The 18777-nt window shown below is 61.8% G+C and carries 20 protein-coding genes; 10 read left to right on the forward strand and 10 right to left on the reverse strand.

What is annotated here, in order from left to right; genetic code table 11:
* Window positions 1–66: 66 nt before the first annotated feature.
* The 4 genes from AB6O04_RS09365 to alr form a co-directional block, all read right to left on the reverse strand.
* Window positions 67–744: an OmpA family protein gene (locus tag AB6O04_RS09365; protein WP_368563588.1), complete on the reverse strand. Its 678-nt coding sequence runs from the start codon at window positions 742–744 to the stop codon at window positions 67–69.
* Between the two features lie 90 nt (window positions 745–834).
* Window positions 835–2304, reverse strand: coding sequence for a wax ester/triacylglycerol synthase family O-acyltransferase (locus AB6O04_RS09370; RefSeq protein WP_368563589.1), 1470 nt, complete (start codon window positions 2302–2304; stop codon window positions 835–837).
* Between the two features lie 59 nt (window positions 2305–2363).
* On the reverse strand, window positions 2364–3785 hold the full coding sequence (locus tag AB6O04_RS09375; RefSeq protein ID WP_368563590.1) for a deoxyribodipyrimidine photo-lyase: 1422 nt from the start codon (window positions 3783–3785) through the stop codon (window positions 2364–2366).
* 96 nt (window positions 3786–3881) lie between these two features.
* Entirely contained in the window at window positions 3882–5087 is a 1206-nt protein-coding gene (gene alr / locus AB6O04_RS09380; protein ID WP_368563591.1) for an alanine racemase, read from the reverse strand.
* A 161-nt stretch (window positions 5088–5248) separates the two neighbouring features.
* Between alr and AB6O04_RS09385 the strand changes: the two genes are divergently transcribed.
* Window positions 5249–5953, forward strand: a complete 705-nt coding sequence (locus AB6O04_RS09385) for a hypothetical protein (RefSeq protein ID WP_368563592.1) — start codon at window positions 5249–5251, stop codon at window positions 5951–5953.
* Window positions 5954–6017: 64 nt separating this feature from the next.
* On the opposite strand, the gene AB6O04_RS09390 is transcribed toward AB6O04_RS09385, so the two are convergent.
* The 6 genes from AB6O04_RS09390 to AB6O04_RS09415 all read right to left on the reverse strand — a co-directional run bounded on the left by AB6O04_RS09390 (window position 6018) and on the right by AB6O04_RS09415 (window position 11535).
* Window positions 6018–7415, reverse strand: a complete 1398-nt coding sequence (locus tag AB6O04_RS09390; RefSeq protein ID WP_368563593.1) for a replicative DNA helicase — start codon at window positions 7413–7415, stop codon at window positions 6018–6020.
* Between the two features lie 260 nt (window positions 7416–7675).
* On the reverse strand, window positions 7676–8125 hold the full coding sequence (rplI, locus tag AB6O04_RS09395) for a 50S ribosomal protein L9 (RefSeq protein ID WP_368563594.1): 450 nt from the start codon (window positions 8123–8125) through the stop codon (window positions 7676–7678).
* A gap of 174 nt (window positions 8126–8299) precedes the next feature.
* Complete coding sequence (rpsR, locus tag AB6O04_RS09400) at window positions 8300–8530, reverse strand: 30S ribosomal protein S18 (RefSeq protein ID WP_057657706.1); 231 nt, start codon at window positions 8528–8530, stop codon at window positions 8300–8302.
* A gap of 25 nt (window positions 8531–8555) precedes the next feature.
* A complete protein-coding gene (gene rpsF / locus AB6O04_RS09405) occupies window positions 8556–8987 on the reverse strand; it encodes a 30S ribosomal protein S6 (protein WP_368563595.1) in 432 nt (143 codons plus the stop codon).
* A 304-nt stretch (window positions 8988–9291) separates the two neighbouring features.
* Window positions 9292–11085 (reverse strand): DUF885 family protein, encoded by a 1794-nt coding sequence (locus AB6O04_RS09410; RefSeq protein WP_368563596.1) that lies wholly within the window; start codon window positions 11083–11085, stop codon window positions 9292–9294.
* Window positions 11086–11199: 114 nt separating this feature from the next.
* A complete protein-coding gene (locus tag AB6O04_RS09415; RefSeq protein ID WP_368563597.1) occupies window positions 11200–11535 on the reverse strand; it encodes a HesB/IscA family protein in 336 nt (111 codons plus the stop codon).
* A gap of 222 nt (window positions 11536–11757) precedes the next feature.
* Here AB6O04_RS09415 and asnS point away from each other — a divergent pair, with 222 nt between their 5' ends.
* The 9 genes from asnS to AB6O04_RS09460 all read left to right on the forward strand — a co-directional run bounded on the left by asnS (window position 11758) and on the right by AB6O04_RS09460 (window position 18723).
* Window positions 11758–13158: an asparagine--tRNA ligase gene (gene asnS, locus AB6O04_RS09420; RefSeq protein WP_368563598.1), complete on the forward strand. Its 1401-nt coding sequence runs from the start codon at window positions 11758–11760 to the stop codon at window positions 13156–13158.
* A gap of 59 nt (window positions 13159–13217) precedes the next feature.
* Complete coding sequence (locus AB6O04_RS09425; protein ID WP_368563599.1) at window positions 13218–13523, forward strand: hypothetical protein; 306 nt, start codon at window positions 13218–13220, stop codon at window positions 13521–13523.
* Window positions 13520–13840, forward strand: a complete 321-nt coding sequence (locus AB6O04_RS09430; protein ID WP_368563600.1) for a hypothetical protein — start codon at window positions 13520–13522, stop codon at window positions 13838–13840. The genes AB6O04_RS09425 and AB6O04_RS09430 overlap by 4 nt, the downstream gene beginning before the upstream one ends.
* 6 nt (window positions 13841–13846) lie before the next feature.
* The gene (locus AB6O04_RS09435) at window positions 13847–14479 is read left to right on the forward strand and encodes an FMN-binding negative transcriptional regulator (RefSeq protein ID WP_368563601.1); all 633 of its coding nucleotides are present in this window, start codon (window positions 13847–13849) and stop codon (window positions 14477–14479) included.
* A 94-nt stretch (window positions 14480–14573) separates the two neighbouring features.
* On the forward strand, window positions 14574–15362 hold the full coding sequence (locus AB6O04_RS09440; protein WP_368563602.1) for an SDR family oxidoreductase: 789 nt from the start codon (window positions 14574–14576) through the stop codon (window positions 15360–15362).
* A gap of 188 nt (window positions 15363–15550) precedes the next feature.
* The gene (locus tag AB6O04_RS09445; RefSeq protein ID WP_368563603.1) at window positions 15551–16987 is read left to right on the forward strand and encodes an aldehyde dehydrogenase; all 1437 of its coding nucleotides are present in this window, start codon (window positions 15551–15553) and stop codon (window positions 16985–16987) included.
* A 99-nt stretch (window positions 16988–17086) separates the two neighbouring features.
* Window positions 17087–17752: a carbonate dehydratase gene (gene can, locus AB6O04_RS09450; RefSeq protein ID WP_368563605.1), complete on the forward strand. Its 666-nt coding sequence runs from the start codon at window positions 17087–17089 to the stop codon at window positions 17750–17752.
* Complete coding sequence (locus AB6O04_RS09455) at window positions 17745–18176, forward strand: RidA family protein (protein ID WP_368563607.1); 432 nt, start codon at window positions 17745–17747, stop codon at window positions 18174–18176. The genes can and AB6O04_RS09455 overlap by 8 nt, the downstream gene beginning before the upstream one ends.
* 1 nt (window position 18177) lies before the next feature.
* Window positions 18178–18723 carry a 3-hydroxyanthranilate 3,4-dioxygenase gene (locus tag AB6O04_RS09460; RefSeq protein ID WP_368563608.1) on the forward strand — a complete coding sequence of 182 codons (546 nt, stop codon included), beginning with the start codon at window positions 18178–18180 and terminating at the stop codon, window positions 18721–18723.
* Window positions 18724–18777: the final 54 nt, after the last annotated feature.

Genomic DNA, 18777 nt, shown 5'->3' on the forward strand with positions numbered 1-18777 from the left:
CCAACGCTCTCAAAAAAAACGGGCCGCTCACGCGGCCCGTTTCAAGCGACTGCGGAATCTATCGCCTCAGCTGCTGCGCAACGGCACCACGCGAATTTCGACGCGGCGGTTCAATGCACGACCCGACTCGGTGTCGTTGCTGGCGATGGGATAGCGCTTGCCCATGCCGACGATCTCGAAGCGCTCGCGCATCAGGCCTTGGCCGATCAGGTAGTTGCCGACCGATGAAGCACGCTGCTCGGACAAGCGCTGGTTGACCGCGTCGCTGCCGATGCTGTCGGTGTGCCCAGTGACTTCCACGATGGTCTGGTTGTATTCGCGCAGCGTGGCGGCAACGTTGTTGAGTGCCGGATAGAACTGCGGCTTCAAATCAGCCTTGTTGAAATCGAAGGTCACGCCATCGGGCAGATTGAGCTTGATGACATCGCCATCGCGGCTGACATCGATGCCGGTGCCGGCCGTCTGGCGACGCAGTTCGGCTTCCTGCCGGTCCTGGTAGGCGCCGATACCGCCGCCGGCCAAGCCACCGACGCCAGCACCCACCAGCGCGCGCTGGCGACGCTCCGTGGCATCGCCGCCGCTGAGCAGGCCGGCGACGGCGCCGATGCCGGCACCAATCAATGCTCCGGTACGGGTACGGTTGGGATCGTTGGGATCGCTGGTCTGGCCGGTATAGCTGGCGCAACCGCCCAGCAGAGTGACAGCAAGCGCTGAAAGCGCGCAGGTCTTGAACATCGTTTTCATTGGAACCTCCTTGAAGAGTCTTGCGGGACAACCTAACCGCTAAAGCTAATCACAGAGATGTTCATAAATCGCGATTGTTTCGCCATTCATTCAGGCAACATCAGGCACCAGGCTGCTAGCGGAAGAGGCATCCAGCGCACGGTCCCAGTCGCCCATCAGCGCCAGGTACAGCAGCTTTTCGAATTCCGGACCAAAACGGCGGATGACCGCATCGGGGTCTGGAATCAGCTTGGCATCGGCAATCAATCCGAAATGCACTTGGTTGTTGTAGCTGAGGATGGAGATGCCGATGCCGATAGAGCCTGTTTGCGGCACCCAGAACATCATTTCACGCATCCGGCAGCCGCCCATGTAGAGGGGTTGCTGCGGTCCCGGGACGTTGGTCGCCACGGCGGTCGCCTTGCGGCTGAAGAGCTCCAAGGCCACGCCTTGCAGAGCTGCCGGGGCCATACCTAGGGCGGCCAAAAGTCCAAATGCAACAATAGCTTGACGTGAATTCTTAAGGTTATTCATGCATTCCGCAACACGTTCCAGCCGCCGGATGGGATTTTCCTCCCCTACCGGCAAGTCCAGGAACACCAAGCCGAAGTGATTACCCAGCTTCTTGGCATGTTCCAGCGGCCGCAAGTTGACCGGCACCGTAGCGCGCAAGGTGATGCCGTCGATATCCTCGCCGCGTTCCAGCATGTAGCTGCGCAACGCGCCGGCGGCGGCGGCCATCAGCACGTCGTTGACGGTGCAGTCGCAGGCACGGCCGACGGCTTTTACTTCCTCCAGCTCCAGAGGTTCCGCCCACGCCACGCGCTTGCTGACACCAAGCTTGCCTCGCAGCATGGTCGGCGGATCATCCGATAAAGCCAACGCGGCCAACAACTCGCGACCGATTTCGCTGCCCTCCTTCGCCAGCACCGCAGCCAGCGAAGGATCGCGATACATCTCCATGCCCTTGCCGAGCATCTTGCCGCCCAGCTTGATATAGCGATCGACAGCGCCGACGCGGCGAACGACTTCCACACCATCCTTCTTCAACCATGCCGCGCGCAGTTCGCTGCTCTTGTCCGGCTTGCGGCTGGTATCGGTCAACGACAACAGCACCTGCACCAAGGCGATGCCGTCGGCATAGCTGTGATGGATGCGCGCCACGAGCGCTGATCCGGTGCCGTACTTTTCGATCAAATGAAACTGCCAAAGCGGCTTGGTCTTGTCCAACGGCGTAGAAGCCAACTGGCTGACGAAGCGTTCCAACGCTTTCTTCTCCGAACGCGGATCGGTGCGCCCAGGCAGCGCCGTAAGACGCACGTGCCAGTCCAGATCAAAGTCGGCGTCTTCCAGCCAGGATGCCCCGGCCGGCGTATCCACCGCCTTCTGCAGAAAACGCGGATACGCCAGGAAGCGCTTCTTGATGACCTGCTTCAGCCGCTCCAGCGACATCGGCTCGTCGAACATCAGTACGCCGGTGATCATCATGGGATTGGTGGGACGGCACATCCGCAGCCATGCGGTGTCGACCCGCGACATCGGTTCGCGGCGCGGCTTTCCGGGCGCTTTCTTGGTTGCCATGTTGTTCTCCTCTCCCGCCACGAGTGAACCATGTGGCGGCGAAGGGCGTCAACGCGGACTCACCGCGCGCGGCCGACTTTGCGGTAGGCCGCCAGCGCCGCATCCCGTCCGCTCATCAGATCGATCAAAGGCGTTGGTGGATAGGAAGGCGCCACGCGTGCCAGCAATTCCGGCTGCCGCCAGGGCGCGAACCGTTCCGGCAATGGAAACGCCGCCAGTTCCGGCACCCACCGCGCGATGTACTTGCCGTCGATATCGAACCGCTCTGCCTGCGTCACCGGATTGAAGATGCGAAAGTACGGGGCGGCATCCGCGCCCGTACCTGCCGCCCACTGCCAGCCCAAGGTGTTGTTAGCCAGATCCGCATCCACCAACGTGTCCCAGAACCATTGCGCGCCGTGCAGCCAGTGATGGCGCAGATGCTTGGTGAGAAAGCTGGCGACGATCATGCGCACGCGGTTGTGCATGTGACCGGTCGCCCACAGCTCACGCATGCCGGCGTCGATGATAGGCACGCCGGTCGCGCCGCGCTGCCAGGCCGCGAGCGCCACGACGTCTGGCTCGGCCCAATCGAAACGGGCGAAGCGCGGGTTGAAATCTTCCGTCGGCGTGTTCGGAAAATGGTGCAGCAAGTGATACGCGAACTCGCGCCAGCCGAGTTGACGGAGATAGGCATCGATATCGGCACCGTTCTTGGCGCTGCGGACTTGTTCCAATCTCTCCACGACTCGCCACGGCGCGATCTCGCCGAAATGCAGATGCGGCGACAGCCGCGACGTGCCTACCCGATCAGGATAGTCGCGTTCGCTGTGGTAGCCCTGCAAGGCGCCATCGATGAAGACCTCCAGCGCTTCGTATGCGCCTGCTTCGCCCGGTTGCCAGAGTTGCCAGAAATTCTTGTCCCATCCAATGCGGGGCTGCAGACGCAGCGCCTGGATGGTCTCTGCTTCGGCTGCGGCTTCCGCTGGCATCCACATCGGCGCCGTCCAGCATTCCGGCATTCGCCACTGTGCCAACGCCGCGTTCCAAAACGGCGTGAATACCTTGTACGGCCCGCCGTGGCCGGTAGTCAGCCGCCACGGTTCGAACAACAAAGTGCCGTTGAAGCTTTTTACATGCAGCCCTTGTCCGCGCAGGCGTTTCTTCAGTTCGATGTCGCGCGGCTGGGTGATGGGTTCGTACTTTCGATTCCAGTACACCGCCTGAGCACCGGTCTCGGCGATCAGCCGCGTCAACGCTGCTTGTGTGGGGCCACGCAAGACTCGCAAGCATGAGCCGCGCGTAAGCAGGTCCGCGTCCAGCGCAACCAGCGAATGGTGGCGCCACGCGTTCGATGCCGCGCCGGGTGCCCAGTCGCCCTCTTCTTCCGGTGCATGGATGTAGACGGGAATCGGGGTATAGCCTTCCTCCAACGCTGCCCGCAGCGCTGGATTGTCGTCCAGACGCAGGTCGTTGCGGAACCAGACCAGCGCATGCGGCATGAAGGACCCGGAAGGACTACGAAAGCATTACGCCATTACACCACCGACGGATGCCGCCAAACATAGCCGACGCGAATGTAGCGGCGCGGCATCGCGTTAGCCTGCCGGCTTGGTGCCGCGCTGCGCGGACGCACCGCCCAGATACTCGCGCGGGATCCGCTCGTTCAGGCCAGTGAGTATCTCGTAAGGGATGGTGCCGGCAGCCTGTGCCACCGCTTCGCACGAAATCGCCACATCGCCTTGCCGGCCGATCAGCACCACCTCGTCGCCGTTGTAGGCGGTGCCATCAGGTCCGATGTCCGCCATGAATTGGTCCATGCAGATACGGCCGATGATGGGATGGCGGTTCCCCCGCACCAACACCATGCCACGCGAGGACAGCGATCGCGGATAACCGTCGCCATAGCCGATCGGAACCGTGACGACGCGTGTGTCCCGCGCCGCGGCCCAGGTGGCGCCGTAGCTCACAGTACGGCCGACCTTCACCACCTTGAAGTACACCACCTTGGAGACCAGCGAGAGCGACGGGCGTAGATCGACCGTCGCGCGCGATGCAGGATCGGGTAGCACGCCGTATAGCGCGATGCCAGGCCGCACCATGTCCAGATGTGTCTCTGGAAAATGCAGAACGCCACCCGAATTGGCGAGATGGCGCACCGGCATTGGCGCCCCGATCCGGTCGAAGTACGCGCACGCGGCGAGAAACCGCTGCAACTGTTCGTGGGTCATCGGCGAATCGGGATCGTCGGAGCAAGCCAGGTGCGAATAGACGCCCTTGACCGTGCACCAGCGCGAGGTGACGGCGGCTTCGATGAAAGGCGCCGCATTTTCGCTGTGCACTCCGATGCGTTCCATGCCCGTGTCGAGCTTCAGGTGAATCACCGCCTTGCGGTCCATCGATTCCGCCGCCTGTTCCACTTGCCGCAGCTTGTCGATGGACGAGACCGTGACCTCCAGATCGTGGGCGATGAACTGCGTGACCTGCGGCGCATGGATGCCGCCCAGTACCAGGATCGGCACACGCAGGCCAGCCTGGCGCAACGCTATGCCTTCTTCGACAAAAGCAACGCCAAGTTGGGAAATGCCATGGCTTTGCAGGTGCTTCGCTACCGGCACCAAGCCGTGACCGTAAGCGTTGGCCTTGACTATCGCCATGACCGGTACGTCGACGTGATGCTGCAAGGCACGCAGGTTGTGAGACAACGCGTCCAGGTCGACACGGATTCGCGTAGGGCGATCGCTCGCCTCGGTGCGATACGCAGGGAGAAATTGGGAATCGGCGCGGGAAAGCGAATCGTCCATGCAGCGATTGTAGCGCCGTCGCCGTCGGCAGCCGAAAGCAACTAGTGACTTCCCGAGTGCAGCAGATGGAGCCAGGAATCGCTCCCCTCACGTGTTGCAGAGCCAGCTTTCGCTAAGGTATACCAGCACGCAGCCTGGCCGAGATGGAGGTTGAAAAGCCTATGAAACGGATCCGAACACTTGCCGTCGTGCTCATTCCGGCTCTGGTCGTCACGATCCTGTTGGGATGGTGGTTCTGGCAACGCCGCCCTGCGGACAGCTCCCGCCCAAGCTCCCCAGAAGCCGCCGCGGCAGATCCTGCTGTGGCGGACACCGGGATTTCGAACACGGCGGGTGTTGCACGTGATGCCGATGAGGACAATGACCCTGTCTCCTCCGGCGACGGGCCAGCGAACGATGTCCCGGAGCTTGCGCAGGCGATGGGGCGACCTGCGGGACTGTCGCCACTGGCAGAAGCAGGCCCGCGTCCCATGTCGCCGGATGGCCAGGCGAGGATCGATGCCGTTCTCCCACGACTGGACGGTCTGGATAAAGACGGCCAGGACTACGCATTACTCGCACGCGACGAAGCACCGGATCCGGATTGGTCACCACGGCTTGAACAGCTGCTGCAGGTAGCGATCGACCAACATGGCCGCGGTTTCACCGGCCTGGAGGTCAGTCGCCCGCGCTGCGCTCGGACAGTGTGCGTGATTACTGCGGCCGCTCGTGTCCTTGAAACGCAACACCCCAACGCCGACTGGCAGCGGCTCACTTTTCGCATAGCGAAGGAGCCCTGGTTCAAGGACGCGTTCTTCGATACCCGCACCACGGTGGCCAGCGACAAGCAAGGCGCGCTTTACGTCACCTACTTCATTCGAAAATAGCCCTGCTCGACGTCAGGTTGCACTAATGCAGCTTTGTAGCCCGGATGCAGCGCTACTGCGAGGGTTACTCGAAGCTACCCACCGAGTCGTGGGCCAGGTTGTCGAAACGAGTGTATTCGCCGAAGAACTTCAGCTTGATCGAACCGGTGGGGCCGCTACGTTGCTTGCCGATGATGACTTCGGCCAGGCCCTTGTCCGGTGAGTTTTCCTTGTTGTAGTAGTCATCGCGGTAGATGAAGACGATGACGTCGGCGTCCTGCTCGATAGCGCCGGATTCGCGCAAGTCCGCCATGACGGGGCGCTTATCGGTACGCGTTTCCAAGGAGCGGTTGAGCTGCGACAGCGCGATCACCGGCACGTTCAGTTCCTTGGCCAGCCCTTTCAGCGAGCGCGAGATCTCCGAAATTTCCGTTGCGCGGTTTTCGCTATTGCCCGGCACCGACATCAGCTGCAGGTAATCGATGACGATCAGGCCCAGGTCGTGTTCGCGCTTTAGCCGGCGCGCCTTGGAGCGCAGCACATCCGGCGACAGGCCGGGCGTATCGTCGATGAAGATCTTGGTTTCCTTCAGCATGCGGATGGCGCTGGTAACGCGGCTCCAATCCTCGTCCTCCAGCTGACCGGTACGCAGGCGAGTGGCGTTGACACGGCCATTGGATGAAATCAGTCGCAACGCCAGCTGCGCGGCCGACATTTCCATCGAGAAGATGGCCACCGCTTTCTTCGATTTGATCGCGGCGTACTCGGCCATGTTCAACGCCAGCGTGGTCTTGCCCATCGCCGGACGCGCCGCCAGGATCAGCAAATCGGTCGGCTGCAGGCCGGCGGTCATTTCGTCGAACTCGGTGTATCCGGTGGGCAGGCCGGTGACGCTGCCGCCATTCTCGAAGCGGCTTTGCAGCACTTCGAAAGCGTCCTTCAACGCATGATTCATCGCGATGAAGTCGGTGCGCCCACGCGCGCCCGCTTCCGCGATGGCGAACACCTTCTGCTCGGCCACGGCCAGCATTTCGTTGCTTTCCTTGCCCTCGGGCTGGAAAGCGTCGTTGACGATCTCGGTGCCCACGTCGATCAGCTGCCGCATCACCGCTTTGTCGCGGACAATCTCGGCATAGGCGACGATATTGGCGGCCGACGGCGTGGAGCTGGCCAGCTCAATCAGGTAAGCGCCGCCCGCGACCTGCTCCATCTGCCCTTGCGACTCGAACCATTCGCCCAGAGTCACCGCGTCGTAGGGGCGATTTCTTTCCGCCAGCTCGCAAATGGCGCGGTAGATCAGTTGATGATCGCGACGGTAGAAATCGCGCTCGGTCAGCTTGTCGTTGATGCGGTCGTAGGCCTCCGGCGCCAGCATCAACCCGCCCAGCACGGCCTGCTCGGCCTCAATGGAATGCGGCGGCACGCGCAACTGCTCGATGCGCGCGTCGTGAACGTCGTGGCGAAAACCTGGGCGTACGGGCATGGGTGCTACGGACTCCTGTAGCCGAAGGGCAGCGAAGGGAACGGGGTCAGGCATGGTAGTCGTTCCACCGCTGGACGGTTGCAGATAACCATGTGGATAACCGGTGGGCATCTCATCCGTTGCGACCAGCCCCGGTTAAACCAGACACGGTCCGACCAACGGTTGCGTTTTATCTTGGTCGTTCGCCCCCCACCGACTCACCCATAAAAAAAACGGGCGCCTCGCGGCGCCCGTCCTTATTGCTTGGCCTGGATGGCGACTCAGGCTTCCGGCTCGACGATGACCTTGATGGTGGTCTCGACGTCGGCGTGCAGCTTGGCGATCACTTCGAACTCGCCGATGTTGCGGATGGCGCCTTCGCCCATCACCACTTCGCTCTTTTCCAGCGGCATACCGGCAGCCGTGAACGCATCGGCGATATCGCGGGGGCCAACCGAACCGAACAGCTTGCCTTCGGTAGAGGCGTTGGCCTTGACGGTGACGCTGGCGCCTTCCAGCTTGGCGCGGCGGCTTTCGGCCTCGCCATGCACGGACTTGGCCTTGGCTTCGTACTCAGCACGCTTGGCTTCGAACTCGGCAACGTTGGCGGCGGTTGCCGGCACGGCCTTGCCCTGCGGTACCAGGTAATTGCGGCCGTAGCCCGGCTTCACGTTGACCTTGTCGCCCAGGACGCCGAGGTTGGTGACTTTTTGCAGAAGAATCAGTTCCATGGTGTTGCTCCGTATTCGTTAGCGGGAATCCTCCCGCAGCGGTGGGCTGTCCGAATGACAGTGGGTAATTAGTGAAGAGTGAAGTCGTCCGCTGCGCGGGCTGCGAATGGTAAAGAGCATGACTCTTTACTTTTGGCAGGCGACACAAGCCGCCGACTTCACTCTTTACCGCAATCAGACGTCGTGGTTATCCGTGTACGGAATCAGCGCCAGGAAACGTGCGCGCTTGACGGCCGTGGACAGCTGACGCTGGTAACGCGACTTGGTGCCGGTGACACGGCTCGGCACGATCTTGCCGGTCTCGGTCAGGTACTGGCGCAGGGTGTTGAGATCCTTGTAGTCGATCTCTTTCACGCCTTCGGCGGTGAATTTGCAGAACTTACGGCGGCGGAAGAACTTGGACATGAGTGTGTGCTCCTAAAGGGCGCGCTTAAGCGGCTTCGACGGTGTCGGAATCAGGTTCGGCCGAAGCTTCAACAACTTCGCCTTCGTCATCGTCACGACGGCGACGCTCGCCGCGCTCCGGCTTGTCGCCCTTCTCGTCCTTGCTCTTCATGATGATCGACATCTCGGTGTCGGCGTCATCACGCTTCATGATCAGGTGGCGCAGCACCGCATCGTTGAAGCGGAAGCTTTCAGTCAGTTCGGCCAGCACGCCCTGCTCGACTTCGATATTGAGCAGTACGTAATGGGCCTTGACCAGGTTCTGGATGGGATAGGCCAGTTGACGGCGACCCCAATCTTCCAGACGGTGGATCTTGCCATTGCCGGCTTCGATCAGCGACTTGTAGCGCTCGATCATGGCAGGCACTTGTTCGCTCTGGTCGGGATGGACCAGGAACACGACTTCATAGTGACGCATCGTTATTTACCTTTCGGATGTGGGCCGGTTTCACGCGGGAAACCGGTCGGACAGCTCCCCGACCGCCCGGAATGGACGCGGTGGAGCAAGGGCCCAAGCAGCAACAGCCGCCGCTGGGAGCCAGAAATTATGGCAGGTCAGGTACTTAGGGGCAAGCCGGGTCAGGGGTCAGAGGCCGAAATGCTCCGCGTTGCCTCCCCTTCGAAGGGGGATTGAGGGGATTTAGCTGTTGCTCTATTGAACACAACATCAGAAGCAAGCCCCCCTCGCCCGCTGGACACCGCCACCGCTTCTCAGGGGCTACCTACCTATTGCTTCCCGGTACGGCGCCCGCTTCGCCACTTCCTGTCTGTTCGCTCTCAATCCAGGCATCGATATGCCTCTCCAACGCCTCCAGCGGCACGGAACCGGTCTCCAGCACGGCATCGTTGAACGCACGCAGGTCGAACTTGGGGCCTAATTCCCGGACAGCCTTGGCGCGGAGTGCCGAAATCCTCATCTGGCCGATCTTGTACGCCAGCGCCTGGCCGGGGGTGCCGATGTACCGATCGATCTCGTTCACGATGTCCTGGCGGGTCTTGGGCGCGTTGTCGGTGAAATATTCGATAGCCCGTTCGCGGCTCCAGCCCTGGCTGTGCATGCCGGTGTCCACCACCAGCCGCACCGCGCGCCACATCTCGTAGGCCAGCTGCCCCATCCTGTCGTAGGGGTCGGTGTACAGGCCCATTTCGTACCCCAGCTGCTCGGCGTAGAGCCCCCAACCTTCCCCATAGGCCACGAAGTAGGCGGTGCGACGGAACATGGGGGCGTCCGGCATCTCCAGTCCGCGTGCGAACTGGAAGTGGTGGCCCGGCACCGCCTCATGCAGCGAGAGCGGCATCATTTCCCAGGTTGGCCGGACCTCGGGCTTGTACAGGTTGACGTAGTAGTAGCCAGGACGGGTGCCGTCGCTGGCACCGGGTTGGTAGTAGGCGGTGGTGGTATCCGGGGCGATGTTGTCGGGGATTGGGCGTACGCCGTAGGGCATGCGCGGAATGGTCTTGAATACCTTCACCAGTTCCGGGTCGATTCGCTTGGAGAGAGCGCGGTAGGCAGTCAGCAGCGCATCGGGCGTCTTGTGGAAGAACTGGGGATCGGTACGGAGATAAGTGAAGAACTCAGTCAGTGAACCCTTGAAGCCAGTCTCTGTTTTGATCTTCTCCATTTCCGCGCGGATGCGTGCCACCTCTTCCAATCCGATTTTGTGGATCTGTTCGGCATTCAAGTCGGTAGTGGTGTAGTAGCCGGCAAGGAAGTCGTAGTAAGCGCGGCCATTCGGCAAGTCGGTTACGGCGATGCCGTCGCGGGTCTTGGGCAGATACTGGCTTTCGAAGAATTCGCCCAATTTGCGGTACGCAGGTACGACCCGCGCCAGGATGATCTGCTTGGCTTGCTCCTGCAGGCCTGCGCGTTCAGTTGTGGGGATGCTGTCGGCGAAGCGGATGAACGGCCGATAGAACGGACTTTTGGTCGGATCATTGATCACCTGCGCGGCGATCTGTGCGGGCACTCGCTGCATCAGCACGCGCGGCGGAACGTTGCCGGCCTTTACTCCTTCTCCCAGCAATGTGATGGTCTGGTCGATGACGGTCGGCAAGGCCTCCAACCGCTTCAGCCAATCACGGTAATCCTTGATCGACGCAAACGGCAGCACTTCTGCCAACCCATCGGCGGTCTGCGGACCACCCTGGTGACCGATCGGCTGGAGGTATTCGCGGAATCCTTGGCGTGCCACCGTCCGCTGCAGCTGCCATTCGAAGGTGTCGTAGTTCATCTGGTCAGCCGGCGACAAGGCGGCGCGGTCGATGGTGCGCAGCTTGTCCAGCGCGGCTTTATCGGCGGCTTCGCGCCGGGCGATCGCTTCAAGGCTGAGATCGGTCCAGCGGTCGTTATAGCGATTGTCGCCCTGGTAACTGGCGTTCTCCGGGATCTCGCGCAGGCCTCGCTCCCATTCTTCCGCGAAAAGAGCATGCAGTTGGGAATTGCGCGCGGCGTGCTGGGCGCGCGCCGACTCGGCGCCAACAAGTGCCACGGCAGCCAGAAGAAAGAAACGAAGCATGGGCAAACCCCGGACACGACGATGCCGCAGCTTAAAGCTGGGGGACCAGTCCGGAACAGTGCTTATGCGTTTATCGCCGCTACGGTGCGGAGCAGACGCGAGGACCGCTGGTGATTACGCCGCGTCGGCCTGCGTGGTGAAGCTTTCGCCGCAGCCACATTCGGCTGTGGCATTCGGGTTGCGGAACATGAAGGTTTCGCTGAGACCCTGCTTGCCGAAGTCGATTTCGGTGCCATCGACCAAAGCCAGGCTATCGGCGTCGATATAGATCCTCACGCCGTCTTGTTCAAATACAGTATCGCCTTCGCGCTGCTCGTGGGCCAGATCGGCCACGTGGCCCCAGCCGGAACAGCCGGTCCGGGTCACACCGAAACGCAAACCCAATGCGCCCGTCTCGGCAACAAAACGCTGCACACGCTGAAAGGCGACTGGGGTCAGGGTGACGGCCATATGAATCTCAATCAATGAAAGGTGATTATAAGAGGTTATAAAGACATCGGGTGAATGCCCGCATGCCTTCCATCGCGTGACGTCGCTGACTTCAGGTAGACCGGCCCGGCCCATCCTTGGCCGGGCGTTCGCCGGCGGGCGAGGCAATGCCTCGCAAGCATGCCAGCTCACCCGGTAAACTGCGTGTTCCCTACATGGTCCCATTACGGAAGGATTCAAGTCATGACGGTGGTAAGCGTCGAACAAGCGCTGGCGGGCAAGCTTCCCGCGGGCGGCGAGGTCACAGTGCGCGGCTGGGTGCGCACGCGGCGCGACTCCAAAGCGGGCCTGTCCTTCGTCAATGTCAGCGACGGCTCCTGTTTCGCACCCATCCAGGTGGTGGCGCCGAGTACGCTGTCAAACTACGAGTCCGAAGTAAAACACCTGACCGCTGGCTGTGCGGTGATCGCCACCGGCACGCTGGTGCCGTCCCAGGGACAGGGACAGAGCTTCGAAATCCAGGCCGAGAGCCTGGAAGTGGTGGGCTGGGTGGAAGACCCGGAAACCTACCCTATCCAGCCCAAGCCGCATTCGCTGGAATTCCTGCGCGAAGTCGCGCACCTGCGCCCGCGCACCAACCTGTTTGGTGCAGTGACCCGCATCCGCCACTGCCTGGCCCAGGCCGTGCACCGCTTCTTCCACGAACACGGCTATTACTGGATCAGCACGCCCATCATCACCACATCCGACGCCGAAGGCGCCGGCCAGATGTTCCGCGTGTCCACGCTGGATCTCGCCAACCTGCCGCGCGACAGCAAGGGTGAAGTGGATTTCAGTCGCGATTTCTTTGGCAAGGAAACCTTCCTGACCGTCTCGGGCCAGCTCAACGTGGAGGCGTACTGCCTGTCCTTGAGCAAGGTCTACACGTTCGGACCGACGTTCCGCGCCGAGAACAGCAACACTACTCGCCACTTGGCCGAGTTCTGGATGGTCGAGCCGGAAATCGCCTTCGCCGACCTGATGGAGAATGCGCAGGTCGCGGAAGACTTCCTGAAGTATCTGTTCCGCGCGGTGCTGGATGAGCGTGGCGACGACATGGCTTTCATCGCCGAGCGCGTGCAAGCCGATGCGCTTACGCGGCTGGAAAGCTTCGTCAATGCGCCGTTCGAACGCATCGACTACACCGATGCCATCGGCCTGCTGCAGAAATCGGGCAAGAAGTTCGATTTCCCCGTGGAATGGGGCCTGGATCTGCAGACCGAACACGAGCGCTGGCTGACCGAAGAGCATATCGGGCGTCCGGTGGTGGTACTGAATTATCCCGAACACATCAAAGCCTTCTACATGCGGCTGAACGACGACGGAAAGACCGTTGCGGCGATGGACGTATTGGCGCCGGGCATCGGCGAGATCATCGGCGGCGCGCAGCGTGAGGAACGCCTTGACGTGTTGGATTCGCGCATGGCGCAGTTCGGGCTGGATACAGCGCATTACGGCTGGTACCGCGACTTCCGCCGCTACGGCACGGTCCCGCATGCCGGCTTCGGCCTGGGCTTCGAACGGCTGGTGGTCTACGTCTGCGGCTTGAGCAACATCCGCGATGCGATCCCCTACCCGCGCGCACCGGGCAACGCGGAATTCTGATTTTTGCGTTCGTCCCGGCGCTAGCCGGGACGCCGCACGGTTATCGAGGTGTCATCGTAGTGATCTTGTTTTTCGCCCTGTGTTTCGTCGGTGTCGCCATCGCCGGTTTCTGCGCCTTCGTGATCTTCTGGCCGCTGACGCTGGTACACGTCCGCGATCGCCACGCCGACCTGTCCGCACAGTGGGGACCGGGCGCATTCCTGAAGCTGGAGGCCCTGCGCTGGCTGATGTCCGGCCAGTACCGCGCAAGCCGTGATACCTCCCTGAGCGGGCTGGCCACGCCCGCCCGCGTTGCCATGCTGGTCATTCTTGTTGCGCTGGTGATGGCGGGATTGTTGTGGCTATGGTCGGTGGCATTGGCATGAACGAAAACAACACTCCTGACGTTTCCGAAAGCTGGTTCCTGGCATCCCTGGGCCGTACCCTGATCTGGGCGCGGATGCGCGTGCTCGAGGGCGGCACCGCCGTAGTGTTGGATAGCGACGGCAATAACCTCGCCTACGACAGTGAAGACACCGCCCGCGCGGCGTTGTTCGATGCCGAGTTCGTGGCGTTCGACGGGCTGGACGAAGAAGACGCGCTGGCTCGCGGCTTTTTGCTTCACGAGGTATCGCCGCCACGTGCGGATAACGACGAAGCGCTGCGTGGCTTGATGGTCCAGAAACTGGGCGGACGGGCCTGATTCCGCATGTACACGCCGCGCGCCTTCGCCGAAACCGACCTCGTCGAACTCGACCGGCTGGTGGCGCGCGACGCCTTTGTCACGCTGGTGACCACGGACGCCGGAGTCCCCCTCGTCAGCCATTTGCCCGTGCTGTACGCAAGAGATGGCGAGCAAGTGGTCATCGAAGGCCACTGGGCCAGGCCAAACCCACAGGCCCGCCACATCGGCAGCGCGCTGATGATCGTGCAAGGACCACATGCCTATATTTCGCCGGGCTGGTACCCGGACAAAGAAGAAGCCGCGCGCGTACCGACATGGAATTACGCGGTGGCGCACCTGTATGGCCAATTGGAAGTCACTGACGACGTGGCAATGCTGGCCAGCATCGTGGACCGGCTGAGCATCGCCAACGAAGCGCGAGTGGGCAGTGATTGGCGGTTCGAGCACAACCGACCGGATCACGTCAGCCAGTTGCGCGGCATCATTGGTTTTTGCTTTACTCCGGCGAAGATCGAACTGAAGTTCAAGTTCAGCCAGAACCATCCGCCCGCCAACGTGGAGGCCGCCGCCGATGGCCTGCGCAGGATTGGAGATCCTCAGGCCAGCGAAGTCGCGGATATCATGCTGGAGCGCTTGGCGCGGCACAGTTCCATGTAGAGCGGAGCTTGCTCCGCTGCTCTTCAACCGAACTGCAAAAAACATAAAGCAACGGAGCAAGCTCCGCTCTACATAGCGATCGAGGACCCCACGCATGGACCTGAACCTATCTGGCAAACACGCGTTGGTCTGCGGTGCATCCGAAGGCATTGGCCGCGCCACCGCGCACGAACTGGCGCTGCTTGGCGCCGACGTGACGGTGCTGTCGCGGCGAGCTGATGTACTGCAAGACGTCGCGGCGTCATTGCCAAAGATTTCCGCCGCGCAACGACACGATTGGATTGCCGCCGATGTTTCGCAACACGAGGTTCTACGCGAACGGCTGCAAGCGCTAGTCGCCGAACGGGCGGTGCACATCCTGATCAACAACACCGGCGGACCCGCCAGCGGCCGCGCCATCGACGCAGACGCTTCCGCTTATTTGGATGCTTTCCATCGGCACTTGCTCGCCAATCAGACGCTGGTGCAAGCGCTGCTGCCGGGCATGCAGCAGGTGCAGTGGGGCCGTATCGTCAACGTGGTTTCGACTTCGGTGAAGGAACCTGTCGCCAACCTGGGCGTATCCAACACCATTCGCGGCGCGGTGGCCAGCTGGGCCAAGACGCTGTCGCGCGAACTGGCATCGGATGGCATCACCGTCAACAACGTCCTGCCCGGCTATACGCGTACGCAGCGGCTGGACCAGATTCTGCGCGACCGTGCGGCTAGTAGCGGCAAGACCGAAGAGGCCGTCGCGGCAACCATGACCGCCAGTGTCCCAGCAGGACGTTTCGCCGACGCCAGCGAAGTGGCGAATGCCATCGCCTTTCTCGCCAGCCCTGCCGCCGCCTACATCAACGGCGTTAGCCTGGCGGTGGATGGCGGACGGATGCAGTCGATCTAAGACGGCCCGAACAACTTGCTTTGTTCGTCATCCCGCGAAGGAGGGAACCCAGCGACTTCAGCACCCTGAAAACAAAGGCACTGGGTTCCCGCCTTCGCGGGAATGACGATCTGGTTAGCCCTTAACCATGTCCTCCTTGGAGCAAGCCGATCGAAGAACCCGACGGCAAAGCAGTTAAGCTATCGCCCATGAAGTCCCTGCCCCACTGGATAGATAGCCAGGCGCGTCCGGCGTCGAGCGGTCGCTGGCTGGAGGTGTTCGATCCTTCATCCGGCGAAGCCTTCGCCCAGGTCGCTGCCGGTGATGCAACCGACGTAGACATGGCGGTCGCCGCTGCCGCCAAAGCTTTTCCAGCGTGGTCATCACTGCGCAACTCTGAACGTGCCGCCTGGCTGGAGAAACTGGCCTCGGCGCTGGAAGCACGCCTTGAGGATTTCGCCCGCGCCGAATCGTTGGATGGAGGCAAGCCCTACTCACTGGCTCGCGATGCCGAGATTCCACGCGCCGTTTCCAATCTGCGCTTCTTCGCCCACGCCGCGACGCAGTTCGCCAGTGAGTCGCACCATGGCGAAGCCGGCCTGAATTACACGCTGCGCGCGCCATTGGGCGTGGTGGCGACCATTTCGCCATGGAATCTGCCGCTCTACCTGTTCACCTGGAAGATCGCGCCGGCGCTGGCGGCTGGCAATACGGTCGTCGCCAAGCCGTCGGAAGTGACCCCATTGACCGCCACTTTGCTAGGCGAACTGGCGGCGGAAATCGGATTGCCGGCTGGCGTGCTGAACATCGTGCACGGCACTGGCGCCGAGGCTGGCGAAGCGTTGGTGATGCACCCCGACATCAAGGCAATCTCTTTCACCGGCAGCACCGTCGTAGGTCGCCGCATCGCCGCTTTGGCGACACCGCACCTGAAGAAGGTCTCGTTGGAACTGGGCGGCAAAAATCCCACGCTGGTGTTCGCCGACAGCGATTGGCGTGTTCAACTGGACACCTTGGTGCGTTCGGCCTTTCAGAACTCCGGACAGATATGCCTGTGTGGTTCGCGCGTATTGGTGGAACGGAGTATCTACGAGGAATTCCGCGATGCTTTCGTTGAACGTGTCGCCACTTTGCGCCTAGGCGACCCGAGCGATGAAAACACGCAACTCGGCCCGTTGGTGTCGCAGGCTCACTTCGACAAAGTGAAGACCTGCCTGGACCGTGCGCGCAGCGAAGGCGGCCGCTTCCTGGTTGGAGGCCACGCATTGGATCGCGCGGGCTGGTTTATCTCGCCCGCCGTCGTCGAGGGCTTGGGTCCGGACACCGCGAGCAACCGCGAGGAGATCTTCGGACCGGTCGCCACGCTGCAGGCGTTCGATAGCGAACAAGAAGCGCTGGCGCTGGCCAACGCTTCCGAATACGGCTTGGCCGCCATGCTATGGACGCGCGATCTCGACCGCGCCCACCGCCTGTCCGCGCAACTGCGCGCCGGCATCATCTGGGTCAATACGTGGTTGATGCGCGACCTACGCACCCCATTTGGCGGCATGGCCGCTTCCGGACTCGGCCGCGAAGGCGGTACCGAAGCCATGCGCTTCTTCACCGAAGCCAAGAACGTTTGCCTCGCCTTGGATAAACCACCGTGACAACGACCACCGCGGCCCTGCGGGACCGGATCGCTCCGACCGATTGTTTGGCCGCATTCGCCTCCCTATCGCTTGCTTCTACGTCTTTCGAGCTTACGCATGACCGATCTTGATAACCTGCTGCGCAACAACCGGGAATGGGCCGAACGAATCAAGCGGGAGGACCCCGGCTTCTTCAAGCGCCTGTCCCAGCAACAGTCCCCGCGATACCTGTGGATCGGATGCTCGGATTCGCGCGTACCGGCCAACCAGATCCTCGGCTTGGACCCGGGCGAAGTGTTCGTTCACCGCAACATCGCCAACGTGATGTCCCATAGCGATCTCAACTGTCTGTCGGTCATCCAGTTCGCTATCGATATCCTGAAAGTCGAGCACATCCTGCTGGTAGGCCATTACGGCTGCGGCGGTGTGCACGCGGCAATGACGGGGCTGCGCGTCGGTCTGGCCGACAACTGGCTGCGCCACGTCGCCGATGTGGCGATGAAGCATGCTCCGCTGCTGGAACAGGTCGATACGGAGTCGCTGCGCCACGCCCGCCTCTGTGAACTCAACGTCATCGAACAAGTGTTCAACGTCTGCCAGACCACCGTCGTGCAGGATGCTTGGACACGCGGACAGCCGCTGGCGGTGCACGGCTGGGTTTACAGCCTGTTCGATGGGCGGGTGCGCGAGCTCGGTATGAACGTGGAATCGGGCGACCAGTTGATGCCGGCCTACCAGAAGGCCGTGGCCGCCGTTTCGCCCGACGCGACCCGCCATGAGTGAATCCGTCCGCACTTCGGCAGCGCCGGCGCCTGTAGGCGCCTACCCGCACGCGCGCCGGGTTGGAGACCTGTTGTTCCTGTCCGGCATCGGTCCACGCGATCCCGTAACTAATGAGATTCCCGGCAACGAGTATTTCGCAGACGGTCGCGTGCACAAATACGACATCGAAGCACAGACCCGCGCGGTGTTCGCCAACGTCCGCGCCGTGCTGGAAGCCAGCGGCGTACGCTGGGAAGACCTAGCCGACGTCACTGTCTACCTCACCGACATGGCGCGTGACTTCGCCGCCTACAACCGGATCTGGGCTGAGTATTTCCCAGACCCAGCCAGCGCCCCTTGCCGCACCACGCTGGGCATCGACGCTTTGCCCACGCCGATCGCGATAGAACTCAAGTGTATCGCTGCTTTGAAAGAGGCCCGCTGAGATGCTGCCTTCGCCGATTAATCTGCACGCCTGGATCGAAGAACACCGCCATCTGCTCAAACCGCCGGTGGGCAACAAGGTCATCTATTCCGGCGATTTCATCGTCATGGTGGTCGGCGGCCCCAACCAGCGCACCGATTATCACTGGGACGAAGGCGCGGAGTGGTTCTATCAGCTGGAAGGCGAGATGGTGCTACGCGTCCAGGAACCTACAGAAGAAGGTGCGGAAGTTGTGCGCGATATCCCCATTCGCGCGGGCGAGACCTTCTTGCTGCCACCGCGCGTACCGCATTCACCACAGCGCATGCCTGACTCCATTGGTCTGGTGATCGAACGAAAGCGCCTGCCGCACGAACAGGACGGCTTGCTGTGGTACTGCGAAAACTGCAACCACAAGCTTTACGAGGAATTCTTTCCACTGAAGAACATCGAAACCGACTTCCCCGCCGTATTCGATCGCTTCTATTCCTCGCGCGAGCTTCGTACCTGTAAAGCTTGCGGCCATCTGAATCCGGCACCGGCGAAGTACGCGAAAATCGAACGCTGAGCTGCGCGGTTTTATGTAGAGCGGAGCTTGCTCCGCTGCTCTTGCTCGGCTTTA

The organism is Pseudoxanthomonas sp. UTMC 1351 (genome assembly GCF_040948865.1).
Taxonomy (GTDB): Bacteria; Pseudomonadota; Gammaproteobacteria; order Xanthomonadales; family Xanthomonadaceae; genus Pseudoxanthomonas_A.